Below are 22,709 nucleotides of genomic sequence, written 5' to 3' on the forward strand. Positions count from 1 at the left end.
AACCTAAAGCATATTATATTTAGTTTTTACATCCAGTTTGGAATGCTCTATTTGTACATAAATCTTTTCAAGCATCGTATGCAGCTCCTTAACCTTTTCAGGTAGTTTATCCAAATCTACAAGTTCTCGAGCACTGCGCTCAATTGTATGTACAAATTCTCTTACATCGGTTCTGCCAACATAGGTAAATGTGGGTTTAATTTTATGGGCACAATCTGCCAACTTCTTCCAGTTTTGCTGGAGAAGCGCATCTTCAAGCTCCGCTAAGTAAAAAGGCGTTTGCTCAATAAAGGTTTCAAAAATCTCAATCATGAATTCTGGATCATGACCAACCATTTCGATAAGATATGATAAATCTAAGGGATGATTATCATAATGCTCTTCCATAAAGTAAATCTATAAAATTAGATTCTTTTTACCTCCAAATTGTCTGAAATTTTTAATGCTATTTGAAAAATGGTTTTGAATATGACTGGATGCATAACATCACTGGCGATTTCAGCTAAGGGCAACATTACAAATTTTCTATTAGCCATTTGAGGATGTGGTATTTGCAATTTCCCTTCGATATTAATAACCTCACTACCAAATAAAATTAAGTCTATATCTATCAACCTTTCTCCCCATTTTTCTTTTCTTATTCTACCTAATTTTTCTTCAATTGATAACGCTTTTTCTAAAACCTCTAATGCAGTTAGCTTTGTCGATATGCTAATCGCTTGATTTAAAAAAGCCGGCTGGTCCGTTTTTCCCCAGGCAGCTGTTTCGTAAATAGAAGATTTTAGTAGAATTTCTCCAACCTCCTTGCCTAAATGCTCAATTGCATCTTCCAGATTCTTTTTTCTATCACCTAAATTTCCACCTAGTAACAAATAAGCAGTTGTTTGCTCTAATGCCATATATGCGCTGTGTATTTTATATCTTTACACCACAAAATTAAAACATTTAAATGAGAGAATTTTTTAAGTATTTATTTGCTTCAATGTTAGGCTTTTTCTTGTCTATAATAATTGTGTTTATTATTTGCTTCGTTGTTATTGTTGCTGCAATTTCATCTATAGACGATGATAAAACAGTTGCAGTTGGTAGCAACTCTGTTTTATACCTAAACCTAGATCAAGCCATTACAGAACGTACACCAAAAAATCCCTTTGGTAATATTCCAATTGTTGGCGGCGATGAGAAAGATGGTATCGGTTTACAAGACCTTTTAAAATCAATTAAAAAAGCTAAAACAGACGATAATATTAAATGTATTTACCTAAATGTGAGTAGTCCTAATGCTGGGTTTGCAACCATGCGTGAGGTAAGAAATGCTTTGATTGACTTTAAAAAATCTCATAAAAAAATTATTTCTTACAGCGAAGTTTACACTCAAGGTGCATATTATATTGCTTCGGCCGCAGATAAAATTTATCTAAATCCTGAGGGCGCCTTAGAATTTAAAGGATTTAGTTCTGAGCTTACCTTTTTCAAAGGAACTTTAGAAAAAGTTGGCGTAGAAATGCAGGTTATCCGTGTAGGAAATTACAAAAGTGCTGTTGAGCCTTTTATTTTAGATAAAATGAGCGATTATAATCGTAAGCAAGTTACAGCTTATGTTGGCGGCTTGTACAATACTTTTTTAACAGATATTGCTCTAACACGAAGTATTCAAAAAGATAGTTTATACAGCATAGCTGATAATTATAAAATCAGAGAGCCAAAAGATGCGTTGAATTATAAAATGGTTGATGCATTGAAATATAAGGATGAAATTCTGGAAGAACTTAAATCAATCTCAGGCAAGACCAAAAAGCAAAATATCACGTCTGTTTCCGTAAATGATTATGCAAAAAATAGCAGTTCTTCGGAGAGCAGCAAAAATAAAATTGCAATTGTTTACGCAAATGGAGAAATCATTGGTGGAGAAGGTTCAGATTCACAAATTGGTTCTGAAAGAATTTCAAGAGCAATCAGAAAAGCCCGCTTGGACGACGATGTAAAAGCTATCGTTATCCGAGTAAATTCTCCAGGTGGAAGTGCTTTAGCTTCTGATGTAATCTGGAGAGAAATTGTGCTTACCAAAAAAGAAAAACCGGTAATTGCTTCCTTTGGTGATGTGGCCGCATCTGGCGGTTATTATATTGGCTGTGCTGCTGATAGTATTTTTGTTCAACCAAATACCATCACGGGTTCTATCGGTGTTTTTGGTTTAATACCAAATTTTCAAAATCTAATGACTAATAAATTGGGAATTACTTTTGATGGTGTTAAAACTGGTAAGTATGCAGATATTATGGCAACAAACCGCCCAATGACTGAAGGCGAAAGATTCATCATACAAAATGAATTAAATAGAATTTATAGCGGTTTTGTTAGCCGTGTTGCTGATGGGAGAAAGAAAAGTAAAGCTTACATTGATAGCATTGGTGGCGGTCATGTTTGGATTGGAACGGATGCCGTTCAAATTGGTTTAGCTGATAAAATTGGTAGTTTTAATGATGCAATTAAAGCTGCCGCTAAAAAGGCCAAAGTGAAAGATTTTAAAGTTGTTGAATATCCTGATGTAATTGACCCGCTAAAATCCTTTCTGGATCAAGGTACAGATAGAATAAAAACTTATTACGCAAAGCAAGAACTGGGAGAAAATTATTTGCTTTACAATCAAATCAAAAAGGTTATGGCGAGCTCAGGTATTCAGATGAGAATGCCCTTTGAAGCTGTTATAAAATAATTGAGCATGTAAGATGTGAGGTGGAAAAGCAATTTGCCATCTCACATTTTCCATATTACATCTCACACCTTAAATATCACCTTCCCCTCTTTCACATTCCATTTTCCATCTTAACTTTATTCGTTAATTTTACCTCCTTATGGAAAATAAAACCATCGCCCGTACCCTACGTCTTTTGTCGCAGTTAATGGAACTGCATGAAGAGAATCCTTTCAAAATTAAATCTATTGCAAACGCCTATTTCAAGGTTGATAAATTACCTTTTGCCTTAAAAGATACACCAATTGAAGAAATAGATAAAATTGATGGAATTGGGAAAGGTCTGGCTTCAAAAATAATTGAGCTTTTACAAACAGGCGAGCTTAAAGAGTTAACCGATATTCTTCAGCAAACACCAGAAGGCATTATAGAAATGCTGGGTATTAAAGGAATCGGACCAAAAAAAATTCTTATTATCTGGAGAGATTTAAACATCGAAAGTATAGGGGAATTATATTATGCCTGTAATGAAAATAGATTAATTGAAGCTAAAGGCTTCGGTTTAAAAACGCAGGAAGAGATTAAAAAGGCCATCGAATTTAAGTTGGCAGCCAACGGTAGGTTTTTATTTGCCCAGGTAGAAAGTTTTGCCGATTCTATTTTAGATGAACTTTCGAGATGGTTAATTGGCGTAGACCACCATGCTTCTATCGCTTTTGCTGGTCAGTACCGTAGAGCTTGTGAAATTATTGATGAACTCGAAATTGTTATCTGCACTGAGGATATAGACCGTGTAATTTTTGAGTTGCCAAATTTTGAAAAATTATCACTCATTGCTGGCGAAGAAGCATTTATAACCACAACCGAAGCCGGTTTAAGAATTAAAATTATCGTAGTAGAGAAAGCTGATTTTTACTTAGAGTGGTTTAAGCTAACTGGGAACGCAGAACATGTACAAAAAGTTTTGGCATTAGCCAGTGATGGTCCTTTTGTAAATGAGCAAGAAATTTACAGCAAAGCTGGATTAGCTTTTATTGAACCAGAATTGCGTGAGGATTTTGATGAAATTGAACTGGCAAAAGTTAACCAACTTCCTACACTAATCAAATATGATGATTTAAAAGGCAGTTTACATAACCATTCTACATGGAGCGATGGTGTGCATACACTCGAACAAATGGCAGTTTACTGCAAGGACATGCTAAATCTGCAATATCTTGGCATTTGCGACCACTCAAAAACTGCAGTTTACGCAAAAGGACTAAATGAGCAACGTGTTTTTGGTCAGCACCGGGAAATTGATGAATTGAACAAAAAGTTAGCACCATTCAAAATTTTTAAAGGTATTGAGAGCGATATTTTAAGCGATGGTTCTTTAGATTATGCTGATGAAATTTTGAAAACTTTTGATTTTGTTGTAGCATCAGTTCATAGCAATTTGCGAATGGATGAGGCAAAGGCTACGGCTCGTTTATTAAAGGCCATTGAAAACCCTTACACTACCATTTTAGGTCACCCAACAGGGCGATTATTGTTAAGTCGTGCTGGTTATCCTATTGATTATAAAAAAATTATTGATGCTTGTGCCGCAAATAATGTCGTTATCGAAATCAACGCTAATCCGCTTCGTTTAGATTTAGATTGGCGCTGGCATCGCTATGCTTTAGAAAAAGGCGTTTTGCTTTCTATAAATCCAGATGCGCACAGAACTGAAGGTTTTCATGATATGAAATATGGAATTTTGGTTGCCCGTAAAGGTGGCTTAAGTGCAGAAAAGTGTTTGAATGCGTTTTCGTTGGAAGAAATAACGGAATATTTTGAAGGTAAAAAAGGGTTTAGGGTTTAGGGTTTAGGGTTTAGGGTTTAGGGTTTAGGGTTTAGGGTTTAGGATAAAACAATCTGGAATCTAAATCTTCAAAATCAATCCGAAGGAAAAGATCTTTTAATATCTTTGCCCCATGATAAGTAAAATTGCCAACCGCGTATTTAATCAAGTTATTATAGATTATCACAAGTTTGATAATATTGACCAGCCGGTTGAAAACCCATTTGATGCAGAAAGTTTGGAGCATTTATTTTATGTTAAAAACTGGATTGACACCGCTCAATGGCATATGGAAGACGTTGTTCGTAACCCCCAAATCGACCCAACTGAAGGTTTAAATTGGAAGAGAAGAATTGATGCACAAAACCAGGTTCGTACGGATATGGTGGAGTTTATTGATGGTTATTTCTTAAATCTTTACCAGGGAATTTCGGCTTTACCGGATGCGAAAATTAATACGGAAAGTCCGGCTTGGGCAATAGATAGACTTTCGATTTTGGCATTGAAAATTTACCATATGCAGGAAGAAGCTGAACGCGAAAGCGCAACTGCTGAGCATCGTGATACCTGCCAAAGCAAATTAAATGTTTTGTTATCGCAACGCGATGATTTATCGCAAAGTATTGATGAATTATTGGCTGATATTGAGGCGGGAAAAAAATTCATGAAAGTGTACAAGCAAATGAAAATGTACAACGACCCGAGTTTAAATCCGGTTTTGTACAAAGAGAAAGGATAAAAGAGCAAAGAATAAAGATAAAAAGTCGTCATTAAGATTGCTTCGTGCCTTACAATGATGGCCGACTTACAAAAACCATGGCAGCAACCCAAAAAATTATCGTTCTACGTTTTTCGGCCATGGGCGATGTTGCGATGGTAGCTTCTGTTTTAAAGGAATTTTCAGTTCAAAATCCATCAACGGAAATTATAATTGTTAGTCGCGAGGCTTTTAAGCCATTTTTTGATGGAATTGAAAACCTTACCTTTCATGCAATCCAGCCTAAAACTATTCACAAGGGAATTTCTGGCTTATATAAGTTATTTCAAGAGCTTAGCACTTACAAAGCAACTGCAATTGCAGATTTACACGATAATTTAAGAAGCAGAGCACTTTCTACTTTTTTTAGGTTATCAGGTTTAAAAATAAGAAGAATTGATAAAGGTAGAAGCGAAAAAAAAGCACTTACCCGTTCCAAGAATAAAATTTTTAAAAAATTAAAGTTAACTGTTGAACGCTACGCTGATGTTTTCAGAATGCTTGGGTTTCCAATTTCTTTAAATCATAAATTGGTTCCTGCTCCACATGAAATCCCTACAAAAGCTAAAAGTTTATTTGAAGATAGTGACAAAAAGAAGGTGGGCATTTCTCCTTTTGCCCAGCATATTTATAAAGTTTACCCATTAGAAAAGATGGAAAAAGTTGTTGCTCATCTATCTAATCTGGGTTACGAACTTTTCATTTTCGGTGGCGGAAAAACTGAACAATCAACCGCTGAGCAATGGTCTAAAACTTATTCAAACACTCATAATTTAATCGGCAATTTTAACCTGACTGAAGAACTTGCCATTATTTCAAATCTTGATTTGATGCTAAGTATGGATTCATCCGGTATGCACATGGCTTCTTTAGTTGGTGTCCCTGCAGTTTCTATTTGGGGCCCAACACATCCTTACGCTGGCTTTTTGGGTTATGGTCAATTGGAAAGCGATTGTATTCAAATTGAAAACCCTGCACGGCCAAATTCTATTTATGGAAACAAACCTTGCTTATGCGGTGTTGAAAGTTGTATGGACTTAATTGAGCCTCAAACAATCGTTAATAAAATTAAAAAGAAACTAAATGGCTAAGCAGTTATTATTGGTGCGACACGGAAAATCGGATTGGGGAAATTTAGGCTTAAAAGATTTTGACCGCCCACTTAACAAACGCGGTAAAGAAAATGCACCAGAAATGGCAGAACGTTTAATAAATAGAGGCTTTAAGTTTGATTTGATAGTAAGTAGCCCGGCGAAGCGAGCAAAATCTACCGCTAAATTTTTCGCAGAGGCTTATCAAGTTGAAGAAATTCAGTATGAGGAATCTATTTATGAAGCTTCTTCATCAACACTTTTAAAAGTTGTGAATAATTTGGATGATAGTGCAAACACGGTATTAATGCTTGGGCATAATCCGGGTTTCACGGATTTAGCCAATGAATTAAGTGATGCAGATATATACAATATCCCAACTGCTGGTATGGTGTTAATTTCTTTTCCTTTTGATTCATGGCAAATGGTGAGTAAAGGAACAGGAGATTTGGTTTTCTTTGATTATCCGAAGAACACGGATGAAACTTAATTTTTGCGGCGGATTGAAAAGCTGTAAAATATTTTTTGCCACGGAAATACGGAAGACACGGAAAATATTTTGAACCGTCATTTCGACCTTAGTGGAGAAATCTTTTCCATTTGTTGATAATAGATATTTAAAAATTAATTCCATTTAGCTGCCTATATATTTCCCAAAATCACAGTACTCTATTAAATAAACCTGATAAAACGTAAAGCCCGCAAGCGAGATACGAGCAAGGATTTGAAGTGATAGCAGGGCTGAAAAATCAAAAGAACCACAGAACGTACATTTCCAAAAAAATCTAAAATCATAAATCTGCAATCGTAAATAATTTTACTATCTTTGAAATACAAATAACGAAAGTCCGGCAATAGACATTTCGGTGAATTCTTAACCTCATCTCCTCTGGTTATTTCATAATTCGTATCGCCGGAAAATTTACCCATTAATTATCTATACATGAATTTTGATTATAATACTACGCGTAGCCATTTGATTTTATCAGAATATGGCCGCAATGTTCAAAACATGGTGAAATATATTTGCGAATTACCCACCATTGAAGAACGAAATAAATATGCCCAGGCGGTGATTGACCTAATGGGATTTCTGCAACCGCATTTGCGTGATGTTGCCGATTTTAAGCATAAACTTTGGGACCATTTACATATTATTTCTGGCTACCAGATTGATGTGGAAAGTCCATATCCGAAGCCTTTGCCCGAAAATGCATTTAAAAAACCAGAGCCACTGCCTTATCCTCAACAAAGAATTACCTACAAACATTACGGTAAAACGGTTGAGAATTTAATTGAAAAGGCCATGCGTGAAGAGAATCCGGAGCATAAAAAAGCTATGGTTCAAGGGATAGCAAACTTTATGAAAATGGCTTATGTTACCTGGAATAAAGATAATGTGAGCGATGATACCATCATTAAAGATTTAAAATACCTTTCTGGCGGTTTACTATCTCTTGATGAGGGTGTAAATCTGGCGAAAGTTGAATTTAGATCGCAAAATCCTCGTCAGAATAATAACAACAATCGCGGACGAAATAATAACAATAATAACGGCAAAAACCGTCAGAATAATAACAACAATCGCGGACGAAATAATAACAATAAACCTAAATATTAACCAAAACGTCATTCTGAACTTGATTCAGAATCTCAAAGATAGATGCTGAAATAAATTCAGCATAACGAAAGAGTTAGCAAAAGAAAGATATATGAACGCATTTGAAATAACAGGCGGAATTAAATTAAAAGGCGAAATCACTCCACAAGGCGCCAAAAACGAGGCTTTACAGATTTTATCAGCTGTTTTGCTTACCGAAAAGAAAGTAACCATCAGCAACATTCCTGATATTAAGGATGTAAATAAGCTGATTGAATTATTAGGTGATTTAGGTGTGGCGGTTGAGCGTATTAATAAAGATACTTACACTTTTGAAGCTAAAAATATTGATTTAAACTTCTTTGAATCTGAAACTTTTAAAGCTAAAGGTGGCGGATTACGCGGTTCTATTATGATTGTTGGTCCGTTGTTGGCTCGTTTTGGTAAGGCTGCAATACCAAAACCAGGTGGCGATAAAATTGGAAGAAGAAGATTAGATACGCACTTTATTGGTTTCGAAAAATTAGGTGCAAAGTTTGTTTACGATAGCAAAAAAGCTTTTTTTAATGTTGATGCAACCAACTTAAAAGGTGCCTATATTCTTCTAGATGAAGCTTCGGTAACTGGAACAGCAAATATTGTGATGGCAGCTGTTTTGGCTAAAGGCATTACAACTATTTATAATGCTGCTTGCGAACCATATTTGCAACAACTTTGCAAAATGCTTAACCGCATGGGCGCAAAAATTTCGGGCATTGGTTCTAATTTATTGACTATTGAAGGTGTAGAAGTATTAGGCGGCACAGAACATAGAATGTTGCCTGATATGATTGAAATTGGTTCTTTCATCGGTATGGCAGCAATGACTGAATCTGAAATTACCATCAAGAATGTTTGTTACGATGAACTTGGTGTAATTCCTGAAGTTTTCAAAAAATTAGGCATTAAATTAGAGCGCAAAGGCGATGATATTTATGTTCCATCGCAAAAGCATTACGAAATTGATACATTTATTGATGGTTCGATTTTAACAATTGCCGATTCTCCTTGGCCGGGTTTTACGCCTGATTTATTGAGTATTGTTTTAGTTGTGGCTACGCAGGCTAAAGGAAACGTTTTAATTCACCAGAAAATGTTCGAAAGCCGTTTGTTCTTCGTAGATAAATTGATTGATATGGGTGCTCAAATTATTCTTTGCGACCCACATCGTGCTACGGTTAATGGTATCGATAAAAAATATAAACTTCGCGGTATTAGCATGACTTCTCCAGATATTAGAGCTGGTGTTTCATTGTTGATTGCTGCATTATCTGCAGAAGGCAAATCGACCATTTACAATATCGAACAAATTGAACGTGGTTACCAGGATATTGATACGCGTTTACGTGCTTTAGGTGCGCAAATTAAACGTGTTAATGCTGATGCGCCAAGCCACTAGAAAGTTGAAAGTAAAAAAATTGAAAGTAAAGACTAAAGCTTAAATAGCGTAATGCAAAAGGCCCGGGTAATTTCTTATCCGGGCCTTCTTTTGTTTCAATAGGTTTAGGAAATTCGTCATGTTGAATTTATTTCAGCATCTCTAACATGAAGACCCTGAAATAAATTCAGGGTGACGGCCGCTGTAGGATTGCTTCGTGCCTCGCAATGACGACGGGTTTATGAAGGATCAGATTAGAGGACAATGAAACCCCTATGTCTAATTGTCTATTTCCAATTTTACCTCATCCATCTTCCCTCACACATCTTCCATTCTCCCTACCCCGAAATCGCGTTTATAATATCGTATTGTGTAATAATTTCAATTTTGCCTGATTCATCCTCTACTAAAACAGCAGAGTTTTCTTTATTAATTAACGATGAAATTTTATCTATCGAGGTATTCAAATCTACAAAAGGGAATGTTGAGGTCATGATTTCAGAAATTGGTGCCGACTTTAATCCTGGGTTTTCAAGCAAAGCTGACAAAATATCACTCTCCGCAATTTTGCCAACTATCATACCTTGTTGTGTAACCGGAATTTGAGAAATATTCATCGATTTGATGGTATTAATCGCCTCCAAAACAGATTTTGTAGCATCAAGCGTTACAATTTCAGTTGCTTCCTTTTTAGCTAAAATCGATTTTGCCGTTAATTTTTCGTCTTGTAAAAATCCACGTTCACGCAACCAATCTTCGTTATACATTTTACCCATATAACGGCTACCGTGGTCGTGGAAAATAACAACAACCACATCTTCAGGTTTTAATTTATCTTTTAACTGAATTAAACCACCAATGGCTGCTCCGGCAGAATTACCTACAAAAATACCTTCTTTGCGGGCAATATCACGGGTCATCAAAGCAGCATCTTTATCCGTTACCTTTTCGAATAAATCTATAACGTCAAAATTTACGTTCGCTGGTAAAAAATCTTCACCAATGCCCTCAGTGATGTAAGGATAAATTTCATCCTTATCGAAAATACCTGTTTCCTTATATTTTTTAAAAACCGAGCCGTAAGTATCTATTCCCCAAATTTGGATGTTCGGGTTTTTCTCTTTCAAATATTTACCCGTGCCAGAAATTGTTCCGCCAGTACCTACACCAACAACCAAGTGTGTAATTTTACCTTCTGTTTGTTCCCAAATTTCAGGACCAGTTTGCTCATAGTGTGCAGCAGAATTTGCTAAATTATCATACTGGTTTGGCTTCCATGAATTTGGAACTTCACGCTCTAAACGTGATGAAACCGAATAATATGAACGTGGATCTTCTGGCTCAACGTTGGTAGGACAAACGATAACTTCTGCCCCAAATGCTCGTAAGGCATCAACCTTTTCTTTTGATTGTTTATCAGTTGTGGTAAAAATACATTTGTAACCCTTAATAATTGCAGCCATCGCCAAGCCCATTCCGGTATTTCCAGATGTACCTTCGATAATTGTTCCCCCTGGCTTTAGCTTGCCACTTTTCTCAGCATCTTCAATCATTTTAACCGCCATACGGTCTTTAATTGAGTTACCTGGATTAGTCGTTTCTATTTTAGCCAAGATTGTACCAGGAACATTCTTTGTAATCGTATTTAATTTTACTAAAGGCGTATTGCCTATCGTTTCGAGAATATTATTATACCACATGAAGCAAAATTAAGCAAAGGCATTAACTATTTTATTAACTATATTTTATTTGAAATATAATTTTGAAAATTGAATTTTAATAGAATTTAATTACATAATCTACCAATAACATGGGCATTATAGATTGATAATTGGGTGTAAGACAATTATGATTTTATCCATTTGGAAAATTAGATATCAGTAAAAGAATTAATGTCTCGCAATTTTTATTTGAAAATTAACAGTCCGGTTTTCATAGGTACTTTAGTCCCGTTATCGCCTATAGTCCTCATTTCGCTGCGCTTCATTCCGGGCTATTTGGCTCTACCGGGTTTAATATTAAAGGTCAAACTTTCATAACAAAATACAAAACACTATGAAAACCGTTCATGAACATTAATAGCGGTTTTTGGCATTAAGCTAACTTGTAAACCTTACCCGGCATGGAAATAATAATACCCTGCATTTCTAGCGTAAGTAAAATGATGGCGAGTTTACTCTGTTGTATATTCACATGAATGGCTAATTCATCAATGGCCAGCTGATTGCTTTGCAAAGCATCGATAACTTTTTGCTCATTTCCCGTTAGGTTGAGTTGTAAGGATATTTGGTTTTTTATTTCCTTCCTTTTCACTTCATCATCCCAACCGAGATAATAAATTAAATCGTTTGCATTATTAATTAAACCCGCTCTATTGGTTTTGATAAGGAAATTGCATCCCTCAGAGAAAACATCATTAGTTCTACCTGGAAACGCATAAACATCTTTATTATAGGAATTAGCAATTTCGGCAGTTATTAAAGCACCTCCTTTAATTGATGCTTCAATTACGACGGTTACATCAGCAATGCCAGCAATGATGCGGTTTCTTTGTGGAAAATTTTGTCTATCAGGATTTGTCTTAGTCGGAAACTCTGAAAGTAAACCGCCATTTAACACCATTTTCTGCGCTGTCGGTTTATGAATTTGAGGATATAATCTGTCTAAACCATGCCCTAAAACGCCAACCGTTGCAATATTATTTGAAATACATTCCTTGTGAGTAGTAACATCAATTCCGTAGGCTAAACCACTAACAATCAAAACATTATAAGGCGATAAAACTTCACAAAGTTGTTTGCACAGCATTTTACCGTATTCTGTTGCATTTCTGGTACCAACTATACTAATTATCCGCGAGTGATTTAAATCTGCATTTCCTTTAAAATAAAGTAAAATTGGGGCATCAAAACAATTTTTTAAACGCTTAGGATAGTTTTCATCAGAACAGAACAAAACCTCAATGCCATGTTTCTCTACAAAGTCAAGTTCTTCCTTTGCACGTGCTAACGCATCTGTTTTTAAAATTGCTTCAACAGTTTTTTCCCCAATTCCAGGAATTTGAAGTAATTGTTTTCTACTTGCTGAGAAAACTGCTTCAGCACTACCACAATAAGCCAGTAAATTTTTGGCATTTACCGGCCCGATAGATTTAATATAAGTTAAGGCAATTTTATGGAGTGTACTCATCAAAATAAGGCTAAGGTTAATAAACGCGGGATGATTTATTTCCTTAATCCTTAGATATTAAAAATCGATATCGATAAGGCTTTTAAGTGGAATGTGTATGTTATTTTTTAATTGAATATATTTCTCTGTAACAGCCCAAACCGTTGTATCAACTCTTTTAGGACCAATTGTTGTATTAAATGTAATTACTGCTTTTGATTTAAATTCATTTCCTAAACGTTGGGCTTCATCGAGTTTTTTTTGCAAAACTCCTGAATTGTCTTCATTAGCATTTATAATGTTTAAGTATCCTATTTGTTCTTTCTCTACAGTCTCTATTGGCATAATATCTCTTTAACGATTAATCTTAAACAAGCATATTAAAATTTTAGAACAAAAACAAGGTTTAAAATGCTTTTAATGTAATAAATCAAATAAAAAAAGCCGACATTTTAAAAATACCGGCTTCAAATAGTTGTTTGTTTTAATAACTAGAATTTAAATTTTCTCGTTTCAATCATCCCCTTAAACTCATGATCCATTTTACCTGTCAAATCAATTATTTGTGAGTTATTAAGTGGTGTTGTACCACTAATAGTATTTTCCTTTAAGAACGAAGTAAATGAACCTGTTGCAGAATAATTTAACGCCTGAGCCAAAAGTTTTTCCGTTGGGTCGCCAAATTCCTTAGTTACATCATCAGCTAAAGATTTATCTACAGCCATACCATCAAAATAATCGCCTTGATTTAATTGGTTTTTAGTTTGGAATTGAGGAATATACAAATCGCTTTTATCAATTTTAATTGCAAAAAATCCTACTGGTTTACCATAAGTTTTAGAACCAATTAGTTTCACATCCATTACTGGCTTTAAATTGTTAATTAGCAGTTCACTTGCCGATGCTGTTGAACCTGTAACAATAAAGTAAACTCTGGTCAGATTATTTACCGAACCTCTCTTAGCAAAAACCTCTTGATTTCCTGCTGCAGCAGTTGGAACCCACGGATAATCGAACATAGAATATAATCTTGTAACACCATCGTTCCCTTTGGCATAAAATTTTTGATTTTGAAGGATGGTTGCTTTACCATCTTGCATGGTTTGAGTCCAATAGGTAGTGTACATTACTTTACCGTTTTGGGATGATGGTGCTATTAAATTAGTAAAAGCTTCTGAAGTTGCCACAGAACCACCACCATTATAGCGTAAATCTACTACCAATTCTGTAATACCATCAGTTGCAAATTTAGCGAAAGCTGCATCAAGTAAAGCAGTTGAGTTTGTGGTAAAACTATTGTAATTTATATAACCAACCTTTTTAGTCCCGGCGGTAAAAGTATTTGTTGCTAAAATTGGGTTAATATTATATGTTGCACGAGTGACCACTACATCTTGTGAAGTTCCATCTGGTTTTTGAACCGTTAATGAAACCGAAGCATTTGAACCAAAAATTGCATCAACAACGGCATTTATACTTGCATCACTAGTATTAATATTTGTACTTCCATTTATCTTGGTAATTTGATACCCTCTTTTTAATCCCTGTACTGCAGCTGGCGAAGTAGCATATACATACTTAATTCTTAAATCGTTGGTGCTGTTAAAAAACACAGAAAATCCAAAATCGCCGCTCACACCACCTAACTGACCAGCAACAGTTCCATTATCCATAAAAGAATATTTATCCTTTCCACCAGTGCTTGGTAATGCTTTAAGCGCAGCAATTACAGCATCGTTAGAGGCGTATTTACGTGGATTAAAGTTATCGTAACTAGGCATTCCTACATTCCAGAGATACGTTTGTTTTGCATAAAGAAAAATCGAATCTTTTGTTAAAAAATCACGATTAGTTGTAGAAGTTTGAAGCGCATTCGTTTCAGTAGAAGGCTCTTCAGCCGCAGGTGCATTAGAGCTTTTTTTACATGAAGTTGCGAACACCACAGCCGACAATAAAGTGCACATAAATAATTTTTGTGCAGAAAGGTTTTTAATCATAGTCTATTTGTAAATTTCTAGTGACACAATATACGGCAAATTAATTAATTTAGATTGCTCCTGATCAAAATTATTTGCACCAACAACTAACGCTTCATCAGTAGATAAATTGTTGCTGGTAAGTATGTTATTAAAAATTTCTGATTTTGGTTGTTTTAGCTCATCTGTAAAGAAAACGGTAAGGTATTTTTCTAAATCATTCCACTCGGTTTGTTTTATTTTATTTAATTGCTGCAAAGGGTTTCCTGTGGTTACAATGTTAATACTTATTCTATCAATCACAAGATTTTGCATAAAATCGAGCATGTTTTTGTAAAGCAAAAGCTTTAATGGAAGTCTGGCGTTTTCATGCAGCAAATCGAAGTTACGCTTATATGTTTCTGGAAGTTCAAATTTCGAAGCTGTTTTTTCGAATAAATTTTCTGGACCAATTGATTCATATTCGCTACGCATAAAATCTAAAATATGCTGCGCACTTTTTTGTTCTGCGTATTCAATAAATTGTGCAAATAAATAATAAACCTGCAATAAGTAATCTTTCGATGGAAACAACACATCATCCAACTCAAAAATTACCAGTTTTTTATCCTTAATTAACTCGCTGATATCCATTATATGGTGAAAAGTTTTAGATCATCATTAGGCGCATTATAACCGAAAACACCACTAACATTATCATCTCTTTTGATGAAAATTTCGGCTCCGCTGGCAAAAATGCATTCACCTTTTATAAAAACAGCAAAATTCGAATAAGCTTTATCCTCTGCTAAAAAAACATTTAAGGAGTCTGCATCCGGAGTTAACACCTCAATGCCATATTCATTAAATAAAACAGCAGATTTAGCTATAGGTTCAATTTCATAACTATTTAAAGGAATAATTGCATCAATAGATTCTGTTATACAGAAATTAAGAAGAATATGTGCAATACTGTCTTTATTAAGGATTCCCAATGTTTTAAATGCGTAATGGACTGTACTCATTCCCGGTACATCACCATAGTCGGCCAGTAATATAAAGTGATTTGGAAAAGCTTTTAATAATTTTAGTGCTTTAGCATTATTTCCGCCTGTAATAAGTATTTTCAAATTGAGTAGAAATTTTAAATGAATACATTTTGAGTTAATGACTTTTTGTTGATAGAATGACCAGAATCAAGTTTTTTAGTTGAAAATACCTTGAAAATCCTGTAATTCATTAATTATAACTATACAATTAGCCCATCTTTCATGGTAACTATCCTATCGCTGGTTTTAGCCAAATCCTCATTATGTGTTACAATTACAAACGTTTGTTGAAAGTTATCTCGTAAACTAACAAAAAGCTGATGCAATGCTTTGGCATTTTCAGAATCTAAATTACCTGAAGGTTCATCTGCTAAAATAATAGATGGCTCATTTATCAATGCTCTCGCAATGGCAACACGTTGTTGTTCTCCGCCAGATAATTGATTGGGTTTATGTTGAGCTCTATCTTTTAAGCCAAACATATCCAATAATTCAAGCGCTCTGGTTTCGGCTTGCTTTTTATTTTTCTTTGCTATAAATGCAGGAATGCAAATATTTTCTATAGCGCTAAATTCTGGTAGTAGATGATGAAATTGAAAAACGAAACCAATATTCTGGTTACGAAAAGCACTGAGTAATTCTCCGCTAAGTTTACTTATTTCAGTTCCTTTGAGTTCAACAGTTCCCGCATCAGGTTTATCTAGAGTACCTAAAATGTGTAGCAATGTACTCTTTCCTGCTCCAGATGGACCAATTATACTTACAATTTCTCCTTTTTGAACTTCAAAATTTACGCCTTTTAATATTTGTAAATTTCCGTACGATTTTCTAACCCCATTGGCTTTTAACATGGCGTAAAAATAGTTAAAAGTTTAAAGTTGAAAGAATAAAGAGTAAGGATAAAAGAGCAAAGCCTAAAGACCCGACGACTGATAAACAGAAAAAAATCTGTGCAATCACTTAATTTGTGTAATCGCATCAACGGAAAAATCATTAAATCAAAAATAAAATTTGCAGTTATCAATTTCTTATTTAACTTTGAAAAACAAAGCACTTTTAAAATGAGCACTTCAGAGGAACAACTTAATGCATTAAAAGACATCAGACAAATGATGGATAGATCATCAAAATTTATTTCATTAAGCGGTTTATCTGGTGTATTTGCAGGGTTTATTGCATTAATAGGCTCATATTTTGCATATAATGAAATCGAAAAGTTCTTTAATTACAGAGGTTACAGCGCAGGGATTCAAGGCGAAATTGACTTAAAAAACAACCTTATAAAGCTTGCTCTAATTATTTTGGTGGTTGCATTGGCTGGTGGTGTATTGTTTACATATAGAAAAAGCCAGCGTAATAATTTGCCAATTTGGGATAAAACATCAAAATCTTTACTATTTAATTTATTTGTACCCTTGGCTGCTGGCGGATTATTTATCATTGCGTTATTATTAAACCACCCGAATACTTACAGCATCATCGCACCAACCTGTTTAATTTTTTATGGTTTAGCTTTAATTAATGCTAGTAAGTTTACCTACAGCGATATCAGATATTTAGGCTTTTTAGAGATTATTTTAGGTTTAATATGCATGTTTTATGTAGGTTATGGATTAATTTTTTGGGCATTTGGCTTTGGTGTATTACACATTATTTATGGGCTTTTAATGTATTTTAAATACGAGAAAGGGCAAAATGGTGAAAAGTTGTAAGTTTTAAGTTATGTGTTATCCATCTAGATACTAAACACCTGAAACTTAATACTAAACATTTAGTACTAAAAAATGAAAAACCCGATAGCAGATTTAAATAAGATTTTCGACAGCAGGATTAGATTGGGTGTAATGTCTGTTCTAGTAGTTAACGATGAAATTGGTTTTAACGATTTGAAGCAAATGCTCGAATTAACCGATGGCAATTTAGCTTCGCACTTGAATACTTTAGAGCAAGCTGAATTTATTAAAGTACATAAAGGTTTTATTGGCCGAAAAACCAGCACTACCTACTCTATCACAGAATTAGGAAAACAATCTTTCAAAGCGCATTTAGATGCACTTGAAAAAATGATTAAAAAACTTTAAAATATTTTTTTTGACCATATACTTTGAAATTCAAAGCACTTTTAAATAAACATAATGAAAAATAAATCCAACCTCTTATTACTGTCGGCTCTTTTGGGCGGCTTGTTGTTCAGCTTCCTATTTTGGGAAGAAAGATTAGCGCTAAACTTACTGATTTACAGTATTTATCTCTTAGCAATCACTTATATAAACCCAGAAGTAATAAAAAGTAATAAACTTCATATTTATGGGTTTGCGCACTTTTTTGCAGCAATTTTGGTGGTTACAAATAACTCCGATTTAACCTTAGCGAGTTATTACTTTAGTTTGATCTTTTTTATTGGTTTTGCCCATCACCAGCAATTAAGGACTGTTTTTATGGCTTTCCTTTCAACAATATTGCAAATGCTTACCACCCCATTTAATTTTATAAGAAATTTAAGTGAGGTATCTATTGGTAATTTTAACCTAAAACCTGTTTTCAGAATTATTAAATACATCATTATTCCTCTAATAGTCGTTATAATTTTTACCTCATTATACTCTGCTGCGAATAGCGTATTTGCTCATTACACTGAAGCCATATTAATCAACATTGGCTATTTCTTCGATAACATCTTTGGGTTTATATTCGAAGATTTAAGCTTTGCTCGCTTTATGCACTTTTGTTTTGGTTTGGCTGTTACAGCAGGTTTAATACTCACATTTTCTGATAAAACATTTGAAAAAGCTGAACTAAACTTTAACGAACAGTTGGTTAGAATAAGAAGAGGCATAAATCAAAAAACATTACTCCAAGAAATATCAGGCATTTTTACAGGCAATTTATTGATTAAAAAACTTGCGCTAAAAACTGAGTTTATTATTGGCTTAATTTCTTTTAGCGCTCTAAATATACTACTGCTTTTTTTAAACGGAATTGATATTTGGTGGTTATGGCTAGGGCATGGAAAAAATTTAGCAGAAACCAATTATTCGGCAGAATTACATGATGGCACAAATACATTAATTTTCAGCATTGTACTTGCAATGGTAATTATTGTTTATTTCTTCCGCGGAAACTTAAATTTTTACTCAAAAAACAAAACATTAAAAATATTGGCAATTGCCTGGATGGCTCAGAATTTCGTTTTAATCGTTTCTGTTTTTGTTAGAGATGCACATTACATCGAGTTCTACGGTTTAACACATAAACGTATCGGTGTTTTAGTTTTTGCAATTCTTTGCATCATTGGTTTAGCAACAGTTTATTTAAAAGTTGCAAAGCAAAAAACACTTTTCTATTTACTTAAAGTTAATGGAAACATTTGGTTTGTACTTCTACTTGCTTTCAGTACCATAAACTGGGATATTTTAATTGCTAAATACAATTTGGCACAAAGTGATAAAATATCTTTAGATGCCAGTTATTTGCTTGGTTTATCGGACAAAACCTTAGCTGTTTTAAATGAAAACCGCAGAAAATTGCATTATACTGAATCGAAATATGAATATGGAACTACGATAGCCACACCAGAAAGCATAGAAGCGTACCAAAATAGATTAGACACCCGAATTAATATTTTTAAAGAGCGCTATGCAAAAGCAAGCTGGCTTTCGTGGAATTTGCCAGATTGGCAAGTTGCTGAGTATTTCAATTCAAAAAGATAAATCAAATAAATAATTAAACAACAAAACATTAAATTCAACACATCATGACAAATCAAGAAATTTCAAATTCATCAAAATTAAGAATCTACGTTATTCTATTCGGTACTGCAATTATTTTAAGTATTCCATTAATTGCTATGCAATTTACCAATGAAGTAAATTGGAGCTTATTCGACTTTGTTGTAGCCGCAGTTTTACTTTTATGTACTGGTTTTGCTATAGAACTTGTGATACGTAAGGTAAAGACTACCACAACAAGGGCTGTTTTATTTTTTATAATTCTGCTAGTGTTGTTCCTAGTTTGGGCAGAACTGGCTGTCGGTATTTTCGGCTCGCCGATTGCCGGAAGTTAAAGCCTTTGCAAAACAGATTTTATAAAAATCGCTAAGCTCAATTTGCCAAGAACTATACTCTTCGTTAAATAAACCAGATTGAGTGTAAATACTTTTTGGCAAGCAGGTTTTTATTAAGCATATACTAACATTAACAAAAAGATTGCAACGAAAGCGGGGCTGAAATTCCCGATTAACACAAAACGTTCATTTTCTAAAAAAAACCTAATTTTCTATTTGTTTAAAGGCTTTAGAATTGTAGCTTTGGGCAAATTTTGTAGCAAATGAACCCGAATACCATCAAAATAATTATTTTGATGGTAAAGGCTCCATCTGACAGGTAAACACAAAAATATAAACAGATGAATATTCACGAATACCAGGGTAAACAAATATTAAAAAGTTTCGGTGTTAACGTTCAAGAAGGAATTGTTGCCGACACTCCAGAGCAAGCTGTAGAAGCTGCAAAGCAATTAAAAACGGATTATAACTCTGATTGGGTTGTAATTAAAGCGCAAATCCACGCAGGTGGTCGCGGTAAAGGTGGTGGTGTTAAATTAGCCAAAAACCTTGATGAAGTTAAGCAACGTGCTACCGATATTATTGGTATGCAGTTGGTTACACCTCAAACCGGTCCGGAAGGTAAAAAAGTGAATAAGATTTTGGTTGCTCAAGATGTTTATTATCCAGGTGCTTCTGAAACTAAAGAATTCTACATTTCAGTATTGTTAGATCGTGCAAAAGGTCGCAACATTATTATGTACAGTACCGAAGGCGGTATGGATATTGAAGAAGTTGCTGAACATACGCCACACTTAATCTTTAAAGAAGAAATTGACCCGAAAGTTGGCTTACAAGGTTTTCAGGCTCGTAAAGTTGCGTTTAACTTAGGTTTAAGCGGTGCAGCTTTTAAAGAAATGGTTAAATTTGTAACTGCTTTATATAAAGCTTACGATACTACAGATTCTTCGATGTTCGAAATTAACCCGGTATTAAAAACTTCTGATGACAAAGTTATCGCGGTTGATGCTAAGGTTGATATCGATGAGAACGCATTATATCGCCACGCTGATTACGCAGCAATGCGTGATACCGCTGAGGAAGACCCAATGGAGGTTGAAGCAAGTGCAAGTAATTTAAACTTTGTTAACCTTGATGGTAACGTAGGTTGTATGGTTAACGGTGCTGGTTTGGCAATGGCAACTATGGATATTATCAAATTAGCTGGTGGCGAGCCTGCTAACTTCTTAGACGTAGGTGGAACTGCAAATGCTCAAACAGTAAAAGCGGCTTTCAACATTATTTTGAAAGACCCGAATGTTAAAGCTATTTTAATTAACATATTTGGTGGCATTGTACGTTGTGACCGTGTTGCGCAAGGTGTTATCGATGCTTACCAGGAAATCGGAAATATTCCTGTGCCAATCATTTGCCGTTTACAAGGTACAAACGCAGAAGAGGCTAAGAAATTAATCGATGAGTCTGGACTAAAAGTTTACTCGGCAATCGCTTTAAAAGAAGCTGCTGATTTAGTAACTAAAGTTTTGGCTGAACAGGCTTAATTAGCTAAAGCAGAAAGACTAAAGCTTAAAGCGGAAGTCATGATATATAAAACCTTTCAGTGCAAACTGGAAGGTTTTTTTTGTGCACAATACCGTCATTGCGAAGCCGATTTTTCTTTGCCGAAATTTCGGGATGGTAATCTAATTAAATAGATATATTTTTTATTTTGAAAATCAAGGTTCGGTAGTGCTTCGGTTCCGAAAGTCCCGCTATCACTTCAATCTTTTTTAAACTCACTGTCATAGTAAATTTATGGTCTGTGCTAAAAAAAGTATTTTCGTTCTATCAGGTTTAATTTACTTAAGTAAATCGCTTTAAAGTGAAGCCCTTAACAACTAAACTTACAAAGTTTTGCCTAGTTTCTATTTTGCCTAGGTTCGTGTATTCACGAAACGAAAGTATAAAATATTGGTTCGTGAAGACACGAACCATGGCCAAATCGCATTAACTTAAGCTACAACTAAACTTTCGAAGTTTTGCCAAGCTTCTATCAAAGTTAAACTTTGCAAGTTATTCCGGCCGAAACTCTAAAATATCTCCAGGTTGACAATTCAAAACGCTACAAATAGATTCTAGTGTTTCTAAACGAATTGCTTTCGCCTTGCCTGTTTTTAATATTGATAAATTAGACATTGTAATCCCAACACGTTCACTTAATTCGGTAAGCGACATTTTACGTCGGGCAAGCATAACATCTAAATTTATAATTATGGGCATTTAATTGTTGGGATGAGCATTTTAAATCGTTAAATCGTTTTCTTTTTTTATCGCTACAGCATCTTTAATAATTTTAGAAAGAATTAAAACCATTAATCCTATGCCAATATTGGAGTAACTTACAGAATTACCAAAATTTAAGTTTAGTTGAATTTTACTTTCTATAAACTCTTCTCTTAAACCATTAGTTTCTAAAAAAACAGCTGGAATAATTTTACTGCTTACAATTGCGCAAACAAATTCAAAAACTTCGGCAATTATTAAAATTAACCCAATAAACGAAATTAATTTAAAGCTTTTACGATTTAAAAAATCTCCACGTAAGTAAACATTTATTAGCTTAACAATTAAAACGAAAATACATAATATAAATAATGCTTTGAGTACGCAGTAAAAAGTCCAGAAAATTCTATAGGGTACATAACTAGTATTAACATGTACGCCAACTGGATTATTAATCATTAATTGATTAGAAATGGTTACTGGATGGTTATTATCATTTGTAACCAATCGCTGGGTAACTCTTTCTGTAATTTCTGCTTCATGATATTCCGAAGAGATAATTTGGCTACTACTGGCAAATCTTTTAACTACACCGCTATGTTTCGACCCTTTAAAAGTTATTATCGTATCCGGTATCGAAATTTGTAATCCCATTGGCAAGGAAAAACCATCTACCTTTTCGCCAACTGTTAAATCACCAAACTGCCAATATTTCTTCTTCTTAAATACTTCACCATAAATATTTTGAATAATGCCAATCGACATTAATAATATGCCAAGCATTAAAAAACCTCTAATTGTTCGAGCTAAAATGATATATCTCATAT

The 22,709-nt window shown here is 34.4% G+C and carries 23 protein-coding genes; 12 read left to right on the forward strand and 11 right to left on the reverse strand.

The features are described 5' to 3' along the window. Window positions 1-3 precede the first annotated feature (3 nt). A complete protein-coding gene (locus QWY86_RS19580; RefSeq protein ID WP_290244606.1) occupies window positions 4-387 on the reverse strand; it encodes an Hpt domain-containing protein in 384 nt (127 codons plus the stop codon). A 17-nt stretch (window positions 388-404) separates the two neighbouring features. Beyond that, entirely contained in the window at window positions 405-899 is a 495-nt protein-coding gene (folK, locus tag QWY86_RS19585) for a 2-amino-4-hydroxy-6-hydroxymethyldihydropteridine diphosphokinase (protein WP_290244608.1), read from the reverse strand. A gap of 50 nt (window positions 900-949) precedes the next feature. Here folK and sppA point away from each other — a divergent pair, with 50 nt between their 5' ends. The 7 genes from sppA to murA all read left to right on the forward strand — a co-directional run bounded on the left by sppA (window position 950) and on the right by murA (window position 9,406). Next, window positions 950-2,716: a signal peptide peptidase SppA gene (sppA, locus tag QWY86_RS19590; protein WP_290244609.1), complete on the forward strand. Its 1,767-nt coding sequence runs from the start codon at window positions 950-952 to the stop codon at window positions 2,714-2,716. 139 nt (window positions 2,717-2,855) lie between these two features. Next, window positions 2,856-4,541 (forward strand): DNA polymerase/3'-5' exonuclease PolX, encoded by a 1,686-nt coding sequence (locus tag QWY86_RS19595; RefSeq protein WP_290244611.1) that lies wholly within the window; start codon window positions 2,856-2,858, stop codon window positions 4,539-4,541. Window positions 4,542-4,653: 112 nt separating this feature from the next. Beyond that, entirely contained in the window at window positions 4,654-5,259 is a 606-nt protein-coding gene (locus tag QWY86_RS19600) for a DUF4254 domain-containing protein (protein ID WP_290244613.1), read from the forward strand. Between the two features lie 77 nt (window positions 5,260-5,336). Then, window positions 5,337-6,368 (forward strand): glycosyltransferase family 9 protein, encoded by a 1,032-nt coding sequence (locus QWY86_RS19605; protein WP_290244615.1) that lies wholly within the window; start codon window positions 5,337-5,339, stop codon window positions 6,366-6,368. Then, window positions 6,361-6,858 (forward strand): SixA phosphatase family protein, encoded by a 498-nt coding sequence (locus tag QWY86_RS19610; RefSeq protein WP_290244617.1) that lies wholly within the window; start codon window positions 6,361-6,363, stop codon window positions 6,856-6,858. Before QWY86_RS19605 ends, QWY86_RS19610 begins: the two co-directional genes overlap by 8 nt. 453 nt (window positions 6,859-7,311) lie before the next feature. Further along, window positions 7,312-7,989 carry a DUF4290 domain-containing protein gene (locus QWY86_RS19615; RefSeq protein ID WP_290244619.1) on the forward strand — a complete coding sequence of 226 codons (678 nt, stop codon included), beginning with the start codon at window positions 7,312-7,314 and terminating at the stop codon, window positions 7,987-7,989. A gap of 91 nt (window positions 7,990-8,080) precedes the next feature. Continuing rightward, on the forward strand, window positions 8,081-9,406 hold the full coding sequence (gene murA / locus QWY86_RS19620; protein WP_290244621.1) for a UDP-N-acetylglucosamine 1-carboxyvinyltransferase: 1,326 nt from the start codon (window positions 8,081-8,083) through the stop codon (window positions 9,404-9,406). 317 nt (window positions 9,407-9,723) lie between these two features. Here the strand turns inward: murA and QWY86_RS19625 are convergent, their stop codons facing one another. From QWY86_RS19625 to QWY86_RS19655, 7 genes are all read right to left on the reverse strand, one after another. After that, entirely contained in the window at window positions 9,724-11,085 is a 1,362-nt protein-coding gene (locus tag QWY86_RS19625) for a pyridoxal-phosphate dependent enzyme (protein WP_290244624.1), read from the reverse strand. Window positions 11,086-11,479: 394 nt separating this feature from the next. Continuing rightward, complete coding sequence (dprA, locus tag QWY86_RS19630) at window positions 11,480-12,574, reverse strand: DNA-processing protein DprA (RefSeq protein ID WP_290244625.1); 1,095 nt, start codon at window positions 12,572-12,574, stop codon at window positions 11,480-11,482. Between the two features lie 57 nt (window positions 12,575-12,631). Continuing rightward, entirely contained in the window at window positions 12,632-12,898 is a 267-nt protein-coding gene (locus tag QWY86_RS19635) for a hypothetical protein (RefSeq protein WP_290244627.1), read from the reverse strand. A gap of 146 nt (window positions 12,899-13,044) precedes the next feature. Further along, window positions 13,045-14,550, reverse strand: coding sequence for a S41 family peptidase (locus tag QWY86_RS19640; RefSeq protein WP_290244629.1), 1,506 nt, complete (start codon window positions 14,548-14,550; stop codon window positions 13,045-13,047). A gap of 3 nt (window positions 14,551-14,553) precedes the next feature. Next, window positions 14,554-15,162, reverse strand: coding sequence for an HAD hydrolase-like protein (locus tag QWY86_RS19645; RefSeq protein ID WP_290244631.1), 609 nt, complete (start codon window positions 15,160-15,162; stop codon window positions 14,554-14,556). Then, on the reverse strand, window positions 15,162-15,638 hold the full coding sequence (locus QWY86_RS19650) for an ATP-grasp domain-containing protein (protein ID WP_290244633.1): 477 nt from the start codon (window positions 15,636-15,638) through the stop codon (window positions 15,162-15,164). Before QWY86_RS19650 ends, QWY86_RS19645 begins: the two co-directional genes overlap by 1 nt. A 119-nt stretch (window positions 15,639-15,757) precedes the next feature. After that, the gene (locus tag QWY86_RS19655; protein WP_290244635.1) at window positions 15,758-16,408 is read right to left on the reverse strand and encodes an ABC transporter ATP-binding protein; all 651 of its coding nucleotides are present in this window, start codon (window positions 16,406-16,408) and stop codon (window positions 15,758-15,760) included. Window positions 16,409-16,618: 210 nt separating this feature from the next. On the opposite strand from QWY86_RS19655, the gene QWY86_RS19660 reads away from it, so the two are divergent. The 5 genes from QWY86_RS19660 (at window position 16,619) to sucC (ending at window position 21,161) form a co-directional block, all read left to right on the forward strand. Continuing rightward, window positions 16,619-17,269 (forward strand): hypothetical protein, encoded by a 651-nt coding sequence (locus tag QWY86_RS19660; RefSeq protein WP_290244637.1) that lies wholly within the window; start codon window positions 16,619-16,621, stop codon window positions 17,267-17,269. Between the two features lie 72 nt (window positions 17,270-17,341). Beyond that, window positions 17,342-17,638, forward strand: coding sequence for a winged helix-turn-helix domain-containing protein (locus tag QWY86_RS19665; RefSeq protein ID WP_290244639.1), 297 nt, complete (start codon window positions 17,342-17,344; stop codon window positions 17,636-17,638). 54 nt (window positions 17,639-17,692) lie between these two features. Further along, a complete protein-coding gene (locus QWY86_RS19670; protein WP_290244641.1) occupies window positions 17,693-19,267 on the forward strand; it encodes a DUF4153 domain-containing protein in 1,575 nt (524 codons plus the stop codon). Between the two features lie 44 nt (window positions 19,268-19,311). Beyond that, a complete protein-coding gene (locus QWY86_RS19675; RefSeq protein WP_290244643.1) occupies window positions 19,312-19,620 on the forward strand; it encodes a hypothetical protein in 309 nt (102 codons plus the stop codon). A gap of 341 nt (window positions 19,621-19,961) precedes the next feature. Further along, a complete protein-coding gene (sucC, locus tag QWY86_RS19680; RefSeq protein ID WP_290244645.1) occupies window positions 19,962-21,161 on the forward strand; it encodes an ADP-forming succinate--CoA ligase subunit beta in 1,200 nt (399 codons plus the stop codon). 511 nt (window positions 21,162-21,672) lie between these two features. Here sucC and QWY86_RS19685 read toward each other — a convergent pair. After that, on the reverse strand, window positions 21,673-21,879 hold the full coding sequence (locus QWY86_RS19685) for a helix-turn-helix domain-containing protein (protein WP_290244648.1): 207 nt from the start codon (window positions 21,877-21,879) through the stop codon (window positions 21,673-21,675). A gap of 21 nt (window positions 21,880-21,900) precedes the next feature. Beyond that, a complete protein-coding gene (locus tag QWY86_RS19690; protein WP_290244650.1) occupies window positions 21,901-22,707 on the reverse strand; it encodes a DUF2975 domain-containing protein in 807 nt (268 codons plus the stop codon). Window positions 22,708-22,709: the final 2 nt, after the last annotated feature.

Origin of the sequence: Pedobacter aquatilis, assembly GCF_030409415.1 — a bacterium.
Taxonomy (GTDB): domain Bacteria; phylum Bacteroidota; class Bacteroidia; order Sphingobacteriales; family Sphingobacteriaceae; genus Pedobacter; species Pedobacter aquatilis.